Source organism: Frankia sp. BMG5.60, assembly GCF_059428125.1.
On record NZ_CM182091.1, the window covers coordinates 7,255,074 to 7,274,265 of the forward strand.

Annotated in this window: 12 protein-coding genes; 6 read left to right on the forward strand and 6 right to left on the reverse strand. The window is 72.8% G+C overall.

Translation table 11 applies throughout. From position 1 onward, the window contains the following. Positions 1 to 221 precede the first annotated feature (221 nt). Positions 222 to 1,394 carry a branched-chain amino acid ABC transporter substrate-binding protein gene (locus tag AC5R91_RS29760; protein ID WP_495394604.1) on the forward strand — a complete coding sequence of 391 codons (1,173 nt, stop codon included), beginning with the start codon at positions 222 to 224 and terminating at the stop codon, positions 1,392 to 1,394. Positions 1,395 to 1,902: 508 nt separating this feature from the next. On the opposite strand, the gene AC5R91_RS29765 is transcribed toward AC5R91_RS29760, so the two are convergent. Beyond that, entirely contained in the window at positions 1,903 to 2,517 is a 615-nt protein-coding gene (locus AC5R91_RS29765) for a PaaI family thioesterase (RefSeq protein ID WP_495394605.1), read from the reverse strand. A gap of 833 nt (positions 2,518 to 3,350) precedes the next feature. Here AC5R91_RS29765 and polA point away from each other — a divergent pair. Together polA and AC5R91_RS29775 are read left to right on the forward strand one after the other, a co-directional pair. Continuing rightward, the gene (gene polA, locus AC5R91_RS29770; RefSeq protein WP_495394606.1) at positions 3,351 to 6,047 is read left to right on the forward strand and encodes a DNA polymerase I; all 2,697 of its coding nucleotides are present in this window, start codon (positions 3,351 to 3,353) and stop codon (positions 6,045 to 6,047) included. Between the two features lie 353 nt (positions 6,048 to 6,400). Continuing rightward, positions 6,401 to 8,566: a putative bifunctional diguanylate cyclase/phosphodiesterase gene (locus AC5R91_RS29775; protein WP_495394607.1), complete on the forward strand. Its 2,166-nt coding sequence runs from the start codon at positions 6,401 to 6,403 to the stop codon at positions 8,564 to 8,566. Between the two features lie 26 nt (positions 8,567 to 8,592). Here AC5R91_RS29775 and AC5R91_RS29780 read toward each other — a convergent pair whose 3' ends face one another. The 3 genes from AC5R91_RS29780 to AC5R91_RS29790 form a co-directional block, all read right to left on the reverse strand. Continuing rightward, complete coding sequence (locus AC5R91_RS29780) at positions 8,593 to 9,165, reverse strand: hypothetical protein (protein WP_495394608.1); 573 nt, start codon at positions 9,163 to 9,165, stop codon at positions 8,593 to 8,595. Positions 9,166 to 9,294: 129 nt separating this feature from the next. Continuing rightward, complete coding sequence (locus AC5R91_RS29785; RefSeq protein WP_495394609.1) at positions 9,295 to 10,401, reverse strand: M4 family metallopeptidase; 1,107 nt, start codon at positions 10,399 to 10,401, stop codon at positions 9,295 to 9,297. Between the two features lie 146 nt (positions 10,402 to 10,547). Continuing rightward, entirely contained in the window at positions 10,548 to 11,249 is a 702-nt protein-coding gene (locus AC5R91_RS29790; RefSeq protein WP_495394610.1) for a hypothetical protein, read from the reverse strand. 573 nt (positions 11,250 to 11,822) lie between these two features. Between AC5R91_RS29790 and coaE the strand changes: the two genes are divergently transcribed. Next, positions 11,823 to 12,446: a dephospho-CoA kinase gene (gene coaE / locus AC5R91_RS29795; RefSeq protein WP_495398087.1), complete on the forward strand. Its 624-nt coding sequence runs from the start codon at positions 11,823 to 11,825 to the stop codon at positions 12,444 to 12,446. 40 nt (positions 12,447 to 12,486) lie between these two features. Here coaE and uvrB read toward each other — a convergent pair whose 3' ends face one another. Both uvrB and AC5R91_RS29805 read right to left on the reverse strand, forming a co-directional pair. Continuing rightward, positions 12,487 to 14,619 (reverse strand): excinuclease ABC subunit UvrB, encoded by a 2,133-nt coding sequence (gene uvrB / locus AC5R91_RS29800; RefSeq protein WP_495394611.1) that lies wholly within the window; start codon positions 14,617 to 14,619, stop codon positions 12,487 to 12,489. A 102-nt stretch (positions 14,620 to 14,721) separates the two neighbouring features. Beyond that, positions 14,722 to 16,278: a PucR family transcriptional regulator gene (locus AC5R91_RS29805; RefSeq protein ID WP_495394612.1), complete on the reverse strand. Its 1,557-nt coding sequence runs from the start codon at positions 16,276 to 16,278 to the stop codon at positions 14,722 to 14,724. 177 nt (positions 16,279 to 16,455) lie between these two features. On the opposite strand from AC5R91_RS29805, the gene AC5R91_RS29810 reads away from it, so the two are divergent. Both AC5R91_RS29810 and AC5R91_RS29815 read left to right on the forward strand, forming a co-directional pair. After that, positions 16,456 to 17,868, forward strand: a complete 1,413-nt coding sequence (locus AC5R91_RS29810; protein ID WP_495394613.1) for a peptidase M50 — start codon at positions 16,456 to 16,458, stop codon at positions 17,866 to 17,868. A 292-nt stretch (positions 17,869 to 18,160) separates the two neighbouring features. Beyond that, positions 18,161 to 19,192 (forward strand): TerC family protein, encoded by a 1,032-nt coding sequence (locus tag AC5R91_RS29815; RefSeq protein WP_495394614.1) that lies wholly within the window; start codon positions 18,161 to 18,163, stop codon positions 19,190 to 19,192.

The following is a 19,192-nucleotide window of genomic DNA, read 5'->3' on the forward strand; positions in this document are numbered from 1 at the left end:
CGCTGAGTGGGTGTGACCCGCGGTCCCACGTCCGCGTCCACTCCGGGAAACCACTCAAGGCTACGACACGCTCACTACGAGCTTTCCTTGGTCGGTATCGCAGGCTAGGTTTCGTCACAACAAGTCGTCGATCGGTCACTTGATTACCTCGACGACATTCCGGCGGACTCCGGCGCCCCGGGTGCCGACACCAGCAGCGAGGTGCTGCGGAAGGACGTGTCATGAGCGGTCCTGGACGGCGATGGGCAGTGCTCGGGGCCGCGGGGGTGCTGACGGCCGCGGCCGCGCTCGGCGGGTGCGGCGGCTCCACCGCCGAGGTCGGAAAGAAGGAGTTCGTCGTCGGCTTCCAGGGGCCGCTGTCCGGCGACAACCAGCAGCTTGGCATCAACGCCTACGACGGCGTGCTGACCGCCGTCGACCTGGCCAATCGACGCGAGGATCTGCCGTTCCGGCTGCGGCTGGTCGCCTCGGACGACCAGGGCGACCCCGATGAGGGCCCGACCGCCGCGCAGAAGCTCCTCGACAACCCGGGCGTCGTCGCCGTCGTCGGACCGGTCTTCTCCGGGCCGACGAAGTCGAGCGAGCCGCTCTACTCTCAGTCCGGCCTGCTGTCGGTGAGCCCGTCGGCGACGGGCCCGGCGCTCACCGACCTCGGCTTCCTCACCTTCTACCGGGTGATCGCCCCCGACACGGTCCAGGGCGCGGCCGCAGCCGAGTACCTGACCAAGGTGCTGAAGGCGACGAAGGTCTACTCGCTGGACGACCGCAGCGAGTACGGCACCGGCCTGTCCGGGGCGCTCGAGCACGCGCTGACCGCCCACGACGTCAAGGTCGTCCACGACGGCGTCAACCCGACGAAGGACTACACCTCCCAGGCCACGAAGATCATCGGGGAGCGGCCGGACGTTCTCTACTACTCCGGCTACTACTCGGAGCTCGCCCTCCTGACCAAGGCGCTGCGCAGCAAGGGCTTCACCGGGAAGATCGTCAGTGGGGACGGGGCCAACGACGACCAGCTCATCCGCGAGGCCGGCGTCGGAAACGCCGAGGGCACGCTGCTCACCTGCGCCTGCGGGGATCCGAACAGCGATCCCGCCGCGGCCGGTTTCGTCGCCGAATACCGGACGGTCAACAGCGGGGCCCGACCGGGCACGTACTCCGGCGAGGCGTACGACGCCACCAACGCGATCATCGAGGTACTGCGCAAGATCGGCCCCGGGGCTACCCGGGAGTCGGTCGCGGCCGCGTTCGGCTCCGTGAACGTCCCCGGTGTCACCAAGCAGATCCGGTTCCGCAAGAACGGCGACGTGGAGGGATCGACGGTCTACCTCTACGAGGTCCGCAAAGGGAAGCGGACCGTGCTCGGCCCGGTCCAGTCACTCGTCAGGCCGTGACCCCGCGGCGGGGCCCCGGTTCCGCCGCCTACCCCGGGTCTGCCCGCGTCACGCGGGCGGACCCGGAGGTGTGCCGTCTGAGCTGCTGTGCCGTCTGGGCTGCTGTGCCGTCTGGGCTGCTGTGCCGTCTGGGCTGCTGTGCCGTCTGGGCTGCTGTGCCGATCGTGCCGCAGGACCCGTCGGTCAACGGGACCGGCCGGGCCGCAGACAGGGAACCAGGGTCGACCGCCCCGGTCGGGATTCGCGACCGGGGATTCGAGGTTGAGGCACCCGGGATCGACTTTGGTGCCGTCCGGACCTTCCCCGCGTCCGGGCGTTGTCTACTCGCCCGTCCCGGGTGCCACCGGCGATGAGATTAGGCCGGTCCATGCATCTGGTCAACGCATCGGAGTGGTCCGGTGTGTCCGTTCGGGCATCCTCGGCGGTGGGTAGGAGAACCGGGAAATACTGAGATCAGGGCGATCCGTGTGCGGTTTTCGTGTCCCGGTCGGCGGCGGGCCGCTCCCGATCAGCTCGGGCCGGATGCGTCCGGGCCGGTCGGCAGCCCGCTGCGGATCATGCAGGTGAGGCGGCAGGTGCAGGTTACGCGGCCGGCGTCGTCGGTGATCCGGATGTCGTAGGTGACGAGGGTGCGCCCGCCACGGATGCGGGTGGCGACGGCGGTGACGGTGCCCGAGGTCGCCGACCGGTGATGCGAGGCGCTGATCTCGATACCGACGGCCATCGAACCGGGCGGCGCGTCCAGGTTCGCCCCGACCGAGCCCAGCGTCTCGGCGAGCACCACGGAGGCGCCGCCGTGCAGGAGACCGTAGGGCTGCCGATTGCCCTCGACGGGCATCGTGGCGACCAGCCGCTCGGGGCTCGCCTCGGTGAGCAGGATGCCCATCCGCCGCTCGATCTCCCCGCGCGCGGCGTTGATCTGCGCGGCGAGCCGAACCGCATCGGCCGCCACGACGCCGGCCTCCACGGAGGTTGCCCCTGCGACGTCGGCCTCTGCAGCGTCGGCCTCTGGGACGTCGGCCTCGACGCGCCGGCCCCGGCGGCCGTTCGCGCTCCCGCCCCCGCCGCTGCCCTGGATCGGGGCGATGTCGTCGGCCGCGGGCGCGGCATCGGCAGCGGTCATGACCGCCAGCCTAAACGACCAGATCCCGTCGGCCGGCCGACCAGCCACGATCTGTGGCCGAACCCTGGCGCCGGGCCACCGACCCCCGCGAGGCAGGTGTCCAGATGGCGACCGTCCGGCGGGGCAGGAAGCGGCGTGGCAGGCAGCCGAGATGGCGGGCGTCTGGCGGGGCGGGCATCCGGTCAGTGCAGGCACCCGGTGAGTGCAGGTATCCGGTGAGTGCAGGCACCCGGCGAGTGAGTGCAGGCACCCGGCGAGGGGACACCCGGTCGACAACTGCAGGAGGTTGATGGCAGCTCCGGGCGTTGGCATGGTCGTCAACCCCTGCCGGCCGCAAGCGCGACGGAGGGCGGACGGACGGCGGGACGGGCGGCAGCCGGTGGCGTGGTCCGGGCGCGCAGTGGCCCCCTCGCCGCGACGGACCGCCCACACGCGACGAAACTGTCGGACGCACGGCCTAAACTCGCCGCGTGTCCGTCACCACGTCGAACTCGTCCGCCGACCAGCCGGCTCCGTCCGCCGTCCACGCAGGGTCCGCCGTCCACGCAGGGTCCGCCGTTCAAGCAGGGTCCGCTGCCGATGCAGGATCCGCCGCTGAGGCGGAGTCCGCCGCGGCGGCCCGGCCGAGGAAGCCGCGCGCCGCCCGCCGGTCCACCGCCGCGTCGACGCCGACGGCTGACGCGCCGACGGCCGAGACGGATACGGAGACGGCCGAGACTGAGACGGAGACGGCCCGGACGGGGAGGACGGCGGCTGCGAGCACGGCGACGGCTGCGGCGACGGCTGCGAAGGCGGCGACGGCTGGGGGGAAGACGGCTGCGGCGAAGTCGGCCGTGGCGAAGAAGGCGGCGCCCGCTTCCGCGGTCCCGCGGCTGCTGCTGCTCGACGGGCATTCGCTGGCCTACCGCGCGTTCTACGCGTTGCCGGTGGAGAACTTCTCCACCACCACCGGCCAGCCGACCAATGCCGTGTACGGATTCACCTCGATGCTCATCAATGTCCTGCGCGACGAGAAGCCGACCCACGTGGCGGTCGCCTGGGACCTGCCGACGCCGACCTTCCGCCACACCCAGTACGCCGAGTACAAGGCGGGCCGCTCGGAGACCCCGGCCGACTTCGTCGGGCAGGTCAGCCTCATCCACCAGGTGTGCGACGCGCTCGCCGTGCCGGGGGTCAGCGCCGCCGGCTACGAGGCCGACGACGTGATCGCGACCCTCGCGACCGCGGGCGCCGCGGTGGGGATGGACGTGCTGGTCGTCACCGGCGACCGCGACGCGTTGCAGCTCGTCAATGAGCGGGTCACGGTCCTGATGACCCGCAAGGGCATCTCCGACATGACCCGGTTCACCCCGGACGAGGTGCAGGCGAAATACGGCCTGTCGCCGGTGCAGTACCCGGATTTCGCGGCGCTGCGCGGCGACCCGTCCGACAACCTGCCCTCCGTGCCGGGAGTGGGGGAGAAGACCGCCACCAAGTGGATCCAGCAGTTCGGGTCCCTCGCCGAACTGGTGGACCGGGCCGACGAGATCGGCGGGAAGACGGGGGCGTCGCTGCGCGCCCACCTGGCGTCGGTCATCCGCAACCGTTCGCTGACCGAGCTGTCCCGTGACGTCCCGCTCCCCGTCGGCCCGGACGGGCTGCGCCTGCGCCCCTGGGATCGCGAGGCCGTTCACCAGTTGTTCGACACGCTGCAGTTCCGCGTCCTGCGTGAGCGCCTCTACGCGGCCCTGGCCACCGCCCCGCCGCCCGTCGAGGAGGGTTTCGACGTCGAGCTGACCACCCTCGGTCCCGACGAGGTGGCCCAGTGGCTCGACGAGCACGCCCGCGGGGTCGGCCGCACCGGACTGCACGCCCGCGGAACCTGGGGGCGGGGCACGGGTGTGCTGTCCGGCCTCGCGCTTGCCTCCGCCGACGGCGCCGCGGCCTGGCTCGACCCGACCCAGCTCACCCCAGCGGACCTGGCGGCGCTCGGCGGCTGGCTCGCCGACGCGCACCAGCCGAAGGCGGCGCACGACGTCAAGGGCCCGATGCTGGCTCTCGCGGAGCTGGGCCTGACGCTGGCCGGCGTCACCAGTGACACCGCCCTCGCCGCCTACCTGGCCCTGCCCGGCCAGCGTTCGTTCGACCTGGCCGATCTGGTCGCCCGCTACCTGCACCGGGATCTGGCCGTCGAGCCGGCCGGCAACGGCCAGCTCACCCTCGACGGCTCCGGGGAGGCGGAGGAGTCCCACGCGGACGCGGTGCGGGCCCGCGCGTGCCTGGAGCTTGCCGACGAGCTCGACGCGGACCTGGAGCGCCGTTCCGCCGCGGTCCTGTTGCGGGACATGGAACTTCCGCTGGTCACGGTCCTCGCCGGGATGGAACGGGCCGGCATCGCCGCCGACCAGGATCATCTGACCGAGCTGCAGAAGCACTACGGCGGCGAGGTCACGGCCGTCGCCGCACAGGCCCATGAGATCGTCGGCCGGACGTTCAACCTCGGTTCCCCCAAGCAGCTCCAGCAGATCCTGTTCGACGAGCTCGGCCTGCCCAAGACCAAGAAGATCAAGACTGGCTACACCACCGACGCCGACGCCCTCGCCTGGCTCGCGGTCCAGTCCGACCACCCGCTGCTGCCGGTGCTGCTGCGCCACCGGGACGTGGCCCGGCTCAAGACCGTCGTCGACTCGCTGCTGCCCATGATCGACGATGCCGGCCGCATCCACACCACGTTCAACCAGATGATCGCCGCCACCGGGCGGCTGTCGTCCACCGATCCGAACCTCCAGAACATCCCGATCCGCACCGCCGAGGGGCGCCAGATCAGGCGCGCCTTCGTCGTCGGCCCCGGTTACGAGACCCTGCTCACCGCCGACTACTCGCAGATCGAGATGCGGATCATGGCGCACCTGTCCGGCGACGAGGGCCTCATCGAGGCGTTCGGATCGGGCGAGGACCTGCACACCTTCGTCGCCGCAGAGGCGTTCGGCCTGCCCGTCAGCGAGGTCGACCCCGAGCTGCGGCGGCGGATCAAGGCGATGTCCTACGGGCTGGCCTACGGGCTGTCGGCGTTCGGTCTCGCCAGCCAGCTCGGGATCGCCCCCGACGAGGCGCGCGAGCACATGGACGCCTACTTCGGCCGGTTCGGCGGGGTGCGCGACTTCCTGCGCGGCGTGGTCCAACGGGCCCGCCAGGACGGCTACACCGAGACGATGCTCGGCCGCCGGCGCTACCTGCCCGACCTGACCAGCGATAACGCCCAGCGCCGCCAGATGGCCGAGCGGATGGCCCTCAACGCCCCGATCCAGGGCTCGGCCGCCGACATCATCAAGATCGCCATGCTGGGGGTTGACCGGGCGCTGCGGGCTGGCGGGCACGCCTCCCGGCTGCTGCTCCAGGTCCACGACGAACTCGTGCTGGAGATCGCTCCCGGCGAGTACGGCGCGGTCGAGGCGCTCGTCCGCGCCGAGATGACGTCGGCGTACACCATGTCGGTGCCCCTCGACGTCAGCGTCGGAGCCGGCCGGACCTGGGACGACGCCGCCCACTGAATGTCGGAATCGCCCGCTCCCGAGCGCCGTTGCGCCGATGGTCTGTATACGTTCCGGCCGGGATTTCTGCGGGCGCGCGGCAGATTATGTCCGGACATAGTCGCGTGACCGCGGTACGGGTATCGGACGCGGATGTTAGCCGCTGCGCCGCACCGGCTATGTTGAAGAAAGCCTGACCCGGATCTCGTCAGCGCCGTGGGTGGTGATCTCGGCACCAGGTCACCGCAGCCTGGCATGGCCTGCAATTTCTCCGCCGGATATGTCGACCCAGCCGCATAGCCCGCCGTGGAGACCGTGGCGGAATTGGCCGGTCCGGGCCACGTCCTGCGGACCGGCCGTAAAGGCGGGGAGGGATGCGGTTCGTGCACAGCGGTCGTACGTACGCCGACCGTCGGCGGTTCCTCGTCGCCGCGCCGACGGGCGCCGCCGCACTGTTCCTGCTCGCCGCGGTTCTGCCCGGTTCGCCGGGCCAGCAGCGCTGGGAGAGCTGGGTCGGCCTGCTGGTCGCGGCGGCCAACGTCGTAGTGGGGCTGGTGGCGAGGCCACGGTGGAACTGGGTGCCGCCGTTCGCCGCCGCCTCGCTGGCAGCCGCGCTCGCCCTCGCGCTCGCCGGAGCCACCTCCGGCAGCGACGCCGACATGTACCTGATCTGGTTCCCCCCGCTGTGTGCGTATGTCGCCCTCGTGACGACTCCCACGGCGATCCTGGTCGTCGCCATGATCACCGGCGCGCTCGTGGCGGGCGTGGCGGCCGGCGGCGATCTGGGCCAGACAGCGGGTCCCGCATCGGCGGCGCTCTCCACGGTCGTGGCCGGAGCGGTGGTGAAAGGCCTGTTCCGGGCGGGCCTGCTGCAAAGCCACGCCGATCCGCTCACGCATTTGGCCAACCGGGCGGGCACCCTCGAACGTGGCGAGAGCGCCGTGGCGGAGATCCAGGCGGAGGGCCGGGAGGCGATCCTGGTCCTGGTCGACATCAACCGGTTCCACGAGATCAACGATGCGCTCGGGCATGTCGGCGGGGACCGGTTGCTGCAGATCATCGCCCGGACGCTGTCCGGGCTGCGGCCGATCCCGGCCTTCGTCGGCCGGGCCGGCGGGGACGAGTTCGCCCTCGTCTTCCGCGGAATGCCGGTCCCCCCCGGCGTCGCCACGGCCACCAGCCGTCCGGGAGCGCCCCTGCCCGTGCCCACCGCGGCGGAGACGAAGCGGCGCCGGGTGCTCGGACGCCGGGTCCTGCGCCAGATCCAGGGACCCTTTCAGGTCTGCGGCGTCGACGTCGAGGTGGACGCCTCCGTCGGGATCGCCGTGGCCCCCCGCGACAGCACCACCATGAGCGGGCTGCTGACCTGCGCCGACTCGGCGCTGCTGCGTGCCAAGCGGGTGGGGGAGAGCGTCGGGCTGTGGGATCCCGGTATCACCGGCGTGCGGCCCGAGGAGATCGCGCTGTACGCGCAGTTGCGCACCGCGATCACCCGCGGCGAGCTGCTTCTGTTCTACCAGCCGCTGCAGGCGGCACGCTCGGGTGGGATCGTCGGCGCGGAGGCGCTGCTGCGCTGGCACCACCCCACCCGGGGGCTGCTGGCGCCCGGCGTGTTCCTGCCCGTCGCCGAACGCTCGCCGCTGATCGCCGATCTGACCCGCTGGGTCCTCGACGAGGCACTGCGCCAGTGCGCCGCCTGGGCGGACGAGGGTCTGCACCTGCCCGTGTCGGTGAACCTCTCCGCCCGGATGCTGGTGCTCGACGACCTGCCCCAGGTCGTTGCCGGCTCGCTGGCGGCCCACGGCCTGGCCAGCGACGTCCTCACCCTGGAGATCACCGAGAGTGCGCTGGTCACCCAGCCCGCCCGGGCGGCGACGATGCTGAGTGAGCTGCGCACGCAGGGCGTGGCACTGTCGCTGGACGACTTCGGCACCGGCTACAGCTCGATGGAGATCCTCAAGACGCTCCCCTTCGACGAGGTCAAGATCGACCGGGGTTTCGTCACGGATGCCCGCGGCAGCCTGCCCGACGCCGCGATCGTGCGCTCGGTGCTCGACCTGGGCCACCGGCTCGGGCTGCGGGTCGTCGGCGAGGGGATCGAGGACGAGCGCACGCTTGCGATGATGGTCGACCTTGGCTGCGACCTGCTCCAGGGCGAGGCGATCTCGGTGCCGCTGCCGGCGGCGAAGATGTCCGAGCTGCTCCGCTCCCGGGCCGCCGCGGTGCAGCCGTCGGCCCCGCACGCAACCCTCCCGGCATCGCAACACGCTACGGAGTGCGTCGGCGGACTGCCCGATGCCGGAGCGTCGAATGGTGGCGGAGTGTCGAGTGGTGGCGGGGTGTCGAGTGGTGGCGGGGTGTCGAGTGGTGGCGGGGTGTCGAGTGGTGGCGGGGTGTCGAGTGGTGGCGGGGTGGCCGGGGCTGAGGTGGCCGAGGGCGACGCGGCCGGGGGTGAGAGGGCCGTGGGCCGAGTAGCCGAGGGCGGGGTGCCCGCACGGTCGGGCCGGCGCATCGGGGGTCGACCGTCGTCGAGCGGCTGACCGCGCGGACCACCACCTCGCGCGGGTCAGTTCGCGGTCGCTGTTGGCGAGGCCGCCGGGGCGGTGGGTGCCAGTGATGCGCAGGCGGCCCGCGCGGTACGCCAGGTGTCGGCGTCCACGCCGGGCGGTGCCGCGGTCGAGCCCGGGCCCGCACCGCCACCGGGTCCGCCACCGGTCCCGGGTCCGCCACCGGCCCCTGTTCCGCCGCAGGCACCGGTGGCACGACCGCCGCCGTTCGGGGCGCCCGACGGCGGAGCGCCGGTCGGACGGGCGCCCTGGGGCGGTGCGTTCCCCGCTGCGCCGGCGCCCGGAGTGGGCAGCGTCACCCCGTTGTTCGCGAGGCAGGTCCGGTAGGCGGCCATCGCGTCCGTCCCGCCGGCGGGCGGAGTCGCCCCCGTGGCGGGAGTCGCCCCCGTGGACGGGGTTGCCGACGCAGCAGTCGCCGACGAGGCCGCGCCGGCCGCCGAGTCGCTCCCGCCGCCCCCGCATCCGGCCACCACGGCCGTCAGGGCGATCGACAGCAGCGGCAGGACGAGCCGGTGCCGCCGCGTCGCGGTGCCGTTCCGGCGCGCGTACCGGGACATCCTGACGTCGTTCATGCTCCTCCTCGGGACAGCGGGACCGCCGGTGTGCCGGCTGGTGGACACGCTGCCGGGCCCCGCTGTGGGGAGCCTGTGCCGAGGCTGGGTGCTTCATGCGATTCGCGGGATCACGGTCCCGGGCGGGTGTCAGACCGCGATGCCGACCTCGCGCCACGCCTCGGCGACGGCCTTGCGCTCGTCCGTGCCGAACAGCACGCCGGCCTGGCGGCTGGTCACCGCCGCGAACGAGCGGAACGTCGCGTTCGGCCGCACCTGCGGGGCGCGCAGGCTCTCGTACCAGATGCGGCCGGCCCGCTCCCACGCGTGCCCGCCGAGCGCGATCGCGGCGAGGTAGAACGCCTTGTTCGGGATGCCCGAGTTGATGTGCACGCCACCGTTGTCACCGGTCATCTGGACGTAGCCGGTCATGTGCGCGGGCTGGATGTCGTCGCCGAGCACGGGATCGTCGTAGGCGGTACCGGGGTCCTTCAACGACCGCAGCGCGACACCCTGCACCGCGTCGGTGAGCAGCTCGTCGCCGATCAGCCAGTCGGCCTGCTCCGCCGTCTGCCCGAGCGCGTACTGCTTCACCAGGGAGCCGAAGACGTCGCTGACCGACTCGTTCAGTGCCCCGGACTGGTTGACGTACATCAGCGCCGCCTCGTCCTCGGTGACGCCGTGGGTCAGTTCGTGCCCGATGATGTCCAGCGATACCGTGAACCGCTGGAAAAGCTCGCCGTCGCCGTCGCCGAACACCATCTGCCGGCCGTTCCAGAAGGCGTTGTCGTAATGGTCGCCGTAGTGGACGGTGGCGAGCAGCGCCATCCCCTCGTCGTCGATCGAGTCGCGGCCGAACACCTCCGAGTAGAACCTGAACGTGGCACCGAGGCCGTCGTATGCCTCGTTGGCCGCCACGTCATCGACCGCGGCCGCGCCCTCGGCACGGACCGTGCTACCCGGTAGCGCCTCGGTGCTGGCGGCGTCTCCGACGGTGCGGCGCGGACCGGCATCCGGGTCCAGCCGCGGCGGTGCGGCGCCGCGCTGCGCCGAGCGAAGCTGGGCGTTGTGGACGCGAATCGTGCGGTGCGAGCCGTCCTGAACGAGGGTGGACAGCGCCCAGGAACGCTGGTCGTCGCTGCCGTTGCGGACGATGCGTTCGAGGATGTGCGGCGGGATGGCACAGGGCGCGGTGGGGCGTGGGGCGGTGGTGCCGGCGGCGGCGGGGCTCGGGGCGGTGGGGCGGGGGCAGGGCATGGTCGACTCCGGAGGATGGGGGCGGCCACCGGCCCGAGGACCGGCGTGCATCCGACGGGTGGCGTGACCCGTAGCCACCGACCCTGCTACCTGCGGCGCAGGATGTCCAGAGGGTGTTGGTGTGTCTGCATAGTGCGATTGTTGGTCTACGGCGTGTTATCGCCATTGCGGCGAGCTCGTCTCACCGGCGCTCCGCCCCGCCGGCCGCGCCATCGCCGGAGCCCGGCCCGCGCGGCCGCCTGCGCGAGGGCCAGCGCCAGACCGCCGAGCACGAGGTAGGTCATGTGCGCGTCCAGCCAGTTCACGGCGCCGCGCATCCACGGGGCCACCGCCCGCGCCGCGGTCAGGTAGAGCGCGGTGGACAGCAGGGAGCCGGGAATCAGGAATCGCAGGAAGCGGCGCATCGGCACGCCACCCGCGCCGAGCGCCGCGTCGACCGCCGCGTTGGTGTTGACCAGGCAGAACCACAGCAGGGGGGTCTGCGTTCCCGGGCGGGCCAGGGCCGTGACCAGGCGGCTGCCGCCGAGACGCCGCAGCAGGACAGATCGGATGTTGTTGCGCGCGAGCCCGAAGTAGCCGACGTCGACCAGGGCCCGAAAGAACGCGGCGACCAGCAGAGCCGGCACGAACGGCACCGACCCGCCGACAAGCAGCAGGATCGCCCAGGTGGGCCGCAGCGCGATGAGCAGCAGCGGCGCCCGGCCGGCGAGCGCGGGCACCAGTGCGAGCCCCAGGGCGCCGAGCCCGAGCAGCGAGCCGGTGAGCAATGCCGGCCACAATCGGTGAGCGAGCCGCCGCCCGGCCGGCTCCGTCTGGGCCGCGGCGTCGCGCGGCCCCGCCTCTGCCAAGCCGTCGGCCGGCCTCACTCCCGCCGGGTCGTCGGCTGGCTCGACCCTTGCCGAGCTGTCGGCTGGTTCTACCCCGGCCGCGTCGTAGGCCGGCTCCGCCCCTGCAGGACCGGCGACCCCTCGTACCGAGCCCTCGCCCAGTCTCAACCCGACCGAGTCGTCGCCGCGTCTTGCGTCTGCCGAGCTGTCGCCCAGCCCTACCCCGACCGAGTCGTCGCCGCGTCTTGCCTCTGCCGAGCTGTCGACCCGCCCCGCCACGCCTGAGCCGACCCGCCCTGCCTCGGCCCCGTCGGGCAGCTCGCTGGGGCCAGGGCCAGGATCGCGGTCGGCCTGGCTGGGAACGGCAGGCCTGAGAACGGCCTGCGCCCGACCCGTTTCGGCTACCCCCACGCGGACCAGTCTGCCAACCGCCGCCCGCGCCACGAAGGCGGTAGGCCAGGGTGGCCGCCCGCGCACGGCCGCGCCGGTACAAAAGCTGCCGGTGCGCCGAGCCGGCACATGTGCCGGCCCGGCGCCAGCGGGCCTCTGCCACATGTGCCGGCAGAGGCTGGCAGACTCGACATCGTGCTCACAGTGGGTCTGACGGGTGGTATCGGGTCGGGCAAGAGCGCGGTGTCGGCGCGCCTCGCGGCCCGCGGGGCACTGCTGATCGACGCTGATCAGATCGCCCGGGACGTGGTCGCTCAGGGCACCCCGGGCCTCGCCGCGGTGCTGGCGGAGTTCGGAGCCGAGCTGGCCGCCCCCGACGGCAGCCTCGACCGCCCGGCACTCGGCCGGATCGTCTTCGCCGATGCCGCGGCCCGTGGGCGCTTGGAGGCGATCGTCCATCCGCTCATCCGGGCCGAGACCCGCCGGCGGATCGCGAAGCTCTCCCCGGACGGGATCGTCCTGCACGACGTGCCGCTGCTCGTCGAGGTGCACTCGGAGGGCAACTACGATCTGGTGCTGGTCGTCGAGGCGCCGCGCGAGCTGCGGCTGGTGCGGCTGGAGGGCCGCGGCCTGCCTCGCGACCAGGCGCTGGCCCGGATGGCCACGCAGGCCACCGACGAGCAGCGCCGCGCCGCCGCCGACATCGTCATCGACAACGGCGGCAGCCTCGACGAGCTCGACGCCCGCCTCGACGAGGTCTGGCGGGAGCTGCTGACCCGCCGCGACGCCCGCGCCGCCGCCGAGCACCCTCCCGCGGCCACTCCGTAGCTGCCCACGGCACGGCCCTGCGGTGGGCCGGCCGCCCTGGCTACTGCACCCCGGCGGCACCCATGCCGCGCAGCTCCTTCTTCAACTCGGCGATCTCGTCGCGCAACCGGGCCGCCAGCTCGAACTGGAGCTCCTTGGCCGCCTCGTGCATCTGGTCGTCGAGCTGGCGGATGAGCTGCGCCAGCTCGTGCGAGGGCATCCCGGCAAGCTCGGCGGCGTACCGGCCGACCGTGCCCTGCGCCCCGCCGCGGGACTTCATCCCCGGCACCGGCGCCTTACCGCGCGACTGCGACCGGCCGCCCCCGCCGATCAGCTCGCCGTCGGCCGACTCGCGCACCATGTCGTCGAGGATGTCGACGACCTTCTTGCGTAGCGGCTGCGGGTCGAGGCCGCGTTCGGCGTTGTAGGCGATCTGCTTCTCGCGGCGCCGGTTCGTCTCGTCGATGGCACGGTGCATCGACGGGGTGATCTTGTCCGCGTACATGTGCACCTGGCCGGAGACGTTACGGGCGGCGCGGCCGATGGTCTGGATCAGCGACTTGTCGGAGCGCAGGAAGCCCTCCTTGTCGGCGTCGAGAATGCTGACCAGCGACACCTCGGGCAGGTCGAGGCCCTCGCGCAGCAGGTTGATCCCGACGAGCACGTCGAAATCCCCGCGGCGCAGCTCGGAGAGCAGCTCCACCCGGCGCAGGGTGTCCACCTCGCTGTGCAGGTAGCGCACCCGGATGCCGAGTTCGAGCAGGTAGTCGGTGAGGTCCTCGGACATCTTCTTGGTCAGCGTGGTGACGAGGACCCGCTCGTCCCGCTCCGCGCGCAGCCGGATCTCGTGGACGAGATCGTCGATCTGCCCCTTCGTCGGCTTGAGCACGACCTCCGGATCGAGCAGCCCGGTCGGCCGGATGATCTGCTCGACGACGCCGTCGGCCCGGCCCAGCTCGTAGGGGCCCGGCGTCGCTGACAGGTAGACCGTCTGGTCGATGCGCTCCAGGAACTCCTCCCAGCGCAGCGGGCGGTTGTCCATCGCGCTGGGCAGCCGGAAGCCGTGCTCGACGAGGTTGCGCTTGCGGGACATGTCGCCCTCGTACATCCCGCCGATCTGGGGGACGGTGTTGTGCGACTCGTCGATCACCAGCAGGAAGTCGTCGGGGAAGTAGTCCAGCAGGGTGTGCGGCGGGGTGCCGGCCTCACGGCCGTCGATGTGCCGGGAGTAGTTCTCGATCCCGGAGCAGAAGCCGACCTGGCGCATCATCTCGATGTCGTAGGTGGTGCGCATGCGCAGCCGCTGCGCCTCCAGCAGCTTGCCCTGGCGCTCCATCGTCGTGAGGCGCTCGCCGAGCTCCGTCTCGATCCCGGCGATCGCCCGCTCCATCCGTTCCGGGCCGGCGACGTAGTGCGTCGCCGGGAACACGAAGATCTCCTCCACCTCGCGGACGATCTCCCCGGTCAGGGGATGCAGGTAGGTCAGCCGCTCGATCTCGTCGCCGAACATCTCGACCCGCACGGCGAGCTCCTCGTAGACCGGGAACACCTCCACCGTGTCGCCGCGGACCCGGAACGTCCCCCGGGTGAAGGCCAGGTCGTTGCGGGTGTACTGGACGTCGACGAAGCGGCGCAGCAGCAGGTCCCGCTCGATCTCGTCGCCGACGCGCAGCCGCACCATCCGGTCGATGTACTCCTGCGGCGTGCCCAGACCGTAGATGCAGCTCACACTCGCGACGACGATGACGTCCCGCCTCGTGAGCAGGCTCATCGTTGCCGAGTGCCGCAGCCGCTCGACCTCCTCGTTGATCGAGGAGTCCTTCTCGATGTAGGTGTCGGTCTGCGCGATGTACGCCTCGGGCTGGTAGTAGTCGTAGTACGAGACGAAGTACTCGACCGCGTTGTGCGGCAGCAGCTCGCGGAACTCGTTGGCGAGCTGCGCGGCGAGCGTCTTGTTCGGGGCCATCACCAGCGTCGGCCGCTGCAGGCGCTCCACGAGCCACGCCGTCGTCGCCGACTTGCCGGTGCCGGTCGCACCGAGCAGGACCACATTGGTCTCGCCGGCCTGCACCCGCCGGGCCAGCTCGTCGATCGCGGCGGGCTGGTCGCCTGACGGGGCGAAGTCGGACACGACCTCGAATGGGGCGCGCGTCCGCTCGATGTCGAGGCTGGGCCGTTCGAACGTTGTGCTCACGTCATCTAGAACACCACAGCCCTCCGACAGTTTCCGACCGGCCGCCGGCGGCTTGCCCAGTCGGCCCGCTTGCCCAGTCGGTCCCCTAGCCAGTCGGCCCCCCTACCCGCCGGCAGGGTCCCAGCCGATCAGCCGGGCGCCGAGCACCGCCGTCTGCAGGACGTACCGGTCGGTCGGCGAGGTCGGATCGTGCCGGGTCAGGGCGTGGATGCGGTCCAGGCGGTAGGTCAACGCCCGCACCGACAGGTGCAGCCGGCGCGCCGCGGCGAGCGCCACCCCGCCGGTGGTGAAGTAGGCGTCGAGGGTGTCGATCAGCGGGCCGGCGCCGCCCCGGGCGGCCCGCAGCGGCGAGAGCACGGCCTCGACCAGCTCTGCCAGCGCCTCCCGGTCGCGTAGCAGGACCTTGTAGATGAGCAGGTCGTCGGTGTGCACGACGGCCCCCTCCAGCCCGAGGCGGCCGGCGAGTTCCGCGGCGCCGCGGGCCTCCTCGAAGCCGATCCGGACCCCGGCGACGCCGCTGCGCGCGCGGCTGACCCCCACCCGCCAGAGCAGGCCGGGCTCGGCCCGCAGGCGGCGGGTCAGCGCGGCTATCGTGGCCGGGGCTTCCGGCGTGGGCGCGAACGCGGGGAGCGGGGAGAAGCCCGCGCCCACGGCACCCGACTCGTCCGCCCGCCGCCGGCCGGGCGGGCGGTTCCCCGCAGTCGCCGCGGCCCGGGCCCGGGGCCCCGATGATCTGGGCGGCCCGGCGGCAGCGCCCCGCACCTGCCCGGCCGCATCGCCGCCGGCGGCGTCCGCCCCGGCCGCCGGACGGCTGGCCGAGGTGCGGCCGCGAACGGGCGGCTGCGGGCCGCGGGCCAGGTCGCCCTGCTCGGGCACCACGCAGACGAGCAGGCCGTCGCGGGTCGCGACCAGCGGATCGGTGAGGCTGTGCTCGCGCAGGATGGTCTCGGCCGCGCGGGTCAGCGCCCGCCCGTCGAGGAAGCGCCGGTTGCCGGCGACGACCAGGACGGTGTGCGGCGCCTCCAGCCGCAGGCCGAACGCCCCGGCCCGCTCCAGCAACTGGCCCACCGCCGACGTGCCGGTGAGCAGATCATCGACGAGTTCGCGGCGCAGCGCCTCTTCGGAGCGCGCCCGGGCGGTGCGGGCCGCCTCGTAGCCCTCGCAGACGGCGGCGACGGCGTCGTCGCTGGCCCGCAGCACCGCGGAGGCGGCGGCGCGGGTGCGCGAGACCGCCCCGACCGACTCGCCGGCCGATCGCAGCGCGTCGGCGAGCTGCCCTGAAGCCACCGGCTCGCTCGATGCCCTGGTCAGCTCGCGGGCGGCGCGGTCGGCGGCCCGCACCGCGGGCAGCGACGGCCACACCCGCCAGGTGGCCGAGAGGTAGAGGTCGACCAGGGCGCGCAGCGACGCCCCGGACTCCGCCGCCGCCTGGCCGAGGTCGCGAAACGCCTCCAGCTCCGCCCGGGTCAGCCGCCGCCCGCTGTCCGCCGCCGACGCGAGGACGTCGAGGTAGTCGCCGAGCAGGCCGGCATGCAGCCGGGAGTCGGCAGCCGCGAGCACGGCAGCGCGGGGTAGCCGGGTCAGGCTCGTCTCGGGCAGACCGGCCGGCGCGTCGTCGTCGACCGCCTCCGTGCCGGCCGATTCGTCGGCTTGGTCCATCTACCCGCCTCCCGCTCCTGATTGCCGAGCCTCGGCAGCAAAATCATAGGCGAAGTCGCGGAGTCCGTGCGGTGTCTGCCGGGACGTTGAAGGGCACGCTAGACGTTGAGCATGTGTAGCACCCGGCCGCCAACGTCGGCCGGGGAACCGGGAAACGGGAAAGGAGTCTGAGCGGACATGACCACCCACGACGCCACCAGGAGGGGAGGGTTTCCGCCGATCACGGTGCGCCCGGGACTCGCCGTCTCGGTGGCGGTCGTCACCGTCCTGCTCGCCGCGATCACGCTGCCGGCCACCGTGCCGGACCGGCCCGGCTTCGCCTACCTCTGCGGCGGGCTGATCGGCGCCGGCCTGCTCGTCGGCATCATGCTGGGCGCGGACCTGAGGCGGGCGCGGGCCGCCCGCCGGGCCGGGCTGACCGTCGTCGGCATCACCCTTGGCGCCTTCGGCAGCCGCCTGACTGTCGCCCTCGGCGGCCGTGACCGGGGCGGCGCCGGGGCGGGCGTGGACCCCGCGGGCCGTCCGGCCGCCGGGTCGGCCGCGCCCGCCGGGCGTTCCGGCGCAGCCGGTTCCCCGGGCACGTTCGGCGCGGGCGGCGGAGTCGACGTCGTTCTGCCGGCGGCGACCGGCGCCGGGGACACGGCCAGCGGCTCTGGGAACCCGGCCAGCGGCTCTGGGAACCCGGCCACCGGCCCGAGGTTCGTCGAATCGGGTGCCGACGTCCGTGCCGAGGCACAGGTCGCCCGCGCGGGGCTCACCGTGACCGCCCTGGCCGGCGCGCTGCTCGTCACCCTCGGCGCGCTGGCGCCGGCGGGGACGGTGGCCCTGGCCGGCCAGGTGGCACTCTGGGTCGGCACGTTCGCGCTGCTGGTGGCCTTCATCGACGCGCTGCCCAGCCCGCGCAGCTCCGGTGGGCGGCTGATCGCCGCCCGGGTGCTGCGCCGCACCGGCAGCCGGGAGCGCGCCGAGCAGGCCGTCGCCCGGGCCGGCGTCGTCAGCGGCTGGTCGTTGATCGCCGTGGGTGCCGCAGGCGTGTTCCTCGTCGGCTTCGTGGGGCTGTGGGCGGTGCTGCTCGGCTGGCTGGCGCTGGGTGCGTCCCGGCTGGCCCAGTCCCAGCAGCGCACCCACGCCGCGTTGGAGGGGTTGGTGGCGCGGGACGTCATGAACCCGGCGCCGCCGGCGCTGTCGGCCTGGTCGACCGTGGACGACGCCCTCGACGACGTGGTGCTGCCCGCACGCCGAGCCGTCTTCGGGGTCGAGGACTTCGACGGTTCGCTCGCCGGGGTGGCGCTGCTGCGCGACCTCGCCGCCGTCCCGATGGACGACCGCGGCCTCGCCCGGGTCAACCGGGTCTGCATCCCGCTGTCCATGGTCGCGACCGCAGCGCCGGACGACGCGGTGGCCGACCTGCCCGCGAGGCTGCTCGAACGGCCGGCCGCCGGCTGCGTCGTCGTGATCGAGTCGGCGGCGGACGGCAATCCCCGGATGGTCGGCACCGTCGGCCCGGTCGAGCTCAGCCAGGCGATCGAGACGGCGCCGCTGCGCGGGCGGGGCGCCCGGCCGGTGCGGCCCGGCAACCTCTGGCGCTGATCCCGCCGCCGGGCAGCCCACCCCGCCCGGCCGGTTCGCCCCGGCCATGCCCCGGACCGGGTCCCCGCGTGGGATCCGGCCGGGGGACACCGGGACGGCTGTACCTCCCGATTGTCACTGAGAGTTAATGCTTCGTCGCTTCATGCTCATCTTGCCGATGGCGTGGCGCACGTGAACGTGCTCTGACCGGCCGCTGGCAACGGCGCCCGGCCGGTCAGAGCGACACCTACCGCCCCGGAGGAGCCGGGGTGGCGCATCAGGGCCGCGACCGGCGACACCTCTGGAGATCTTCGTGCACGTTCCCCTCTGGGCCTGGGCCGCCTTCATCGGCGCTTTGCTCGGGCTTCTCGCCATCGATCTGCTCGCCCACCGCAAGGCCCACGTCATCGGCTTCCGCGAGGCCGCCTGGTGGAGCCTGCTGTGGGTGTCGCTGGGCATCGGCTTCGCCGGGGTCATCTGGGCCTGGCAGGGCCCCGGCGCCGCCGGTGAATACACGGCGGCGTGGCTGCTCGAGAAGAGCCTGTCCGTCGACAACCTGTTCGTCTTCGCGCTGATCTTCTCGTATTTCAAGGTTCCTCGGGAGTACCAGCACCGGGTGCTGTTCTACGGCGTGCTCGGCGCCCTGGTGCTGCGGTTCGTCTTCATCGCCGCCGGGGTCGCCCTGCTCGAGCAGTTCAGCTTCATCATCTACATCTTCGGTGCTTTCCTGATCTACACGGCCGTGAAGATGCTGCGCGACAGCGGGGTGGAGATGGATCCGGGGCAGAGTCGGGCGGTGAAACTGCTGCGGCGGGTCATGCCGGTCACCGATCAGTACCAGGGGCAGCACTTCGTCCTGCGCCGTGCGGGCAAGCTCGTCGCCACGCCGCTGCTCGCCGTCCTCGTCGCGATCGAGACCGCCGACGTGCTGTTCGCCTTCGACTCGGTGCCCGCCGCCCTGGGCGTCACCGACAAGACGTTCCTCATCTACACCAGCAACGCGCTCGCCATCCTGGGTCTGCGGTCGCTGTTCTTTCTGCTCGCGGGCCTGCTGGAACGGTTCCACCACCTGGCGACGGGGCTGGCGTTCATCCTGGCCTTCATCGGCGTGAAGATGCTGCTCACCGACGTCTGGCACATGCCGATCGCGCTGTCGCTCGGCGTGATCGCCGTCGCGTTGGCCGTCTCGGTGATCTGGTCGCTGCGGACCGAACCGCCCGCGGAGGAGGCCGCCGAGAAGCCGGCGCCGGAGGCGGGTTCCTCGCCGGCTCCGGCGGCCGACCAGGCCGAATCGCGGGAGGTCGCCGCGCCCGGCGGCGGGCTTCCTGGTGGAGGCTCGCGCTAG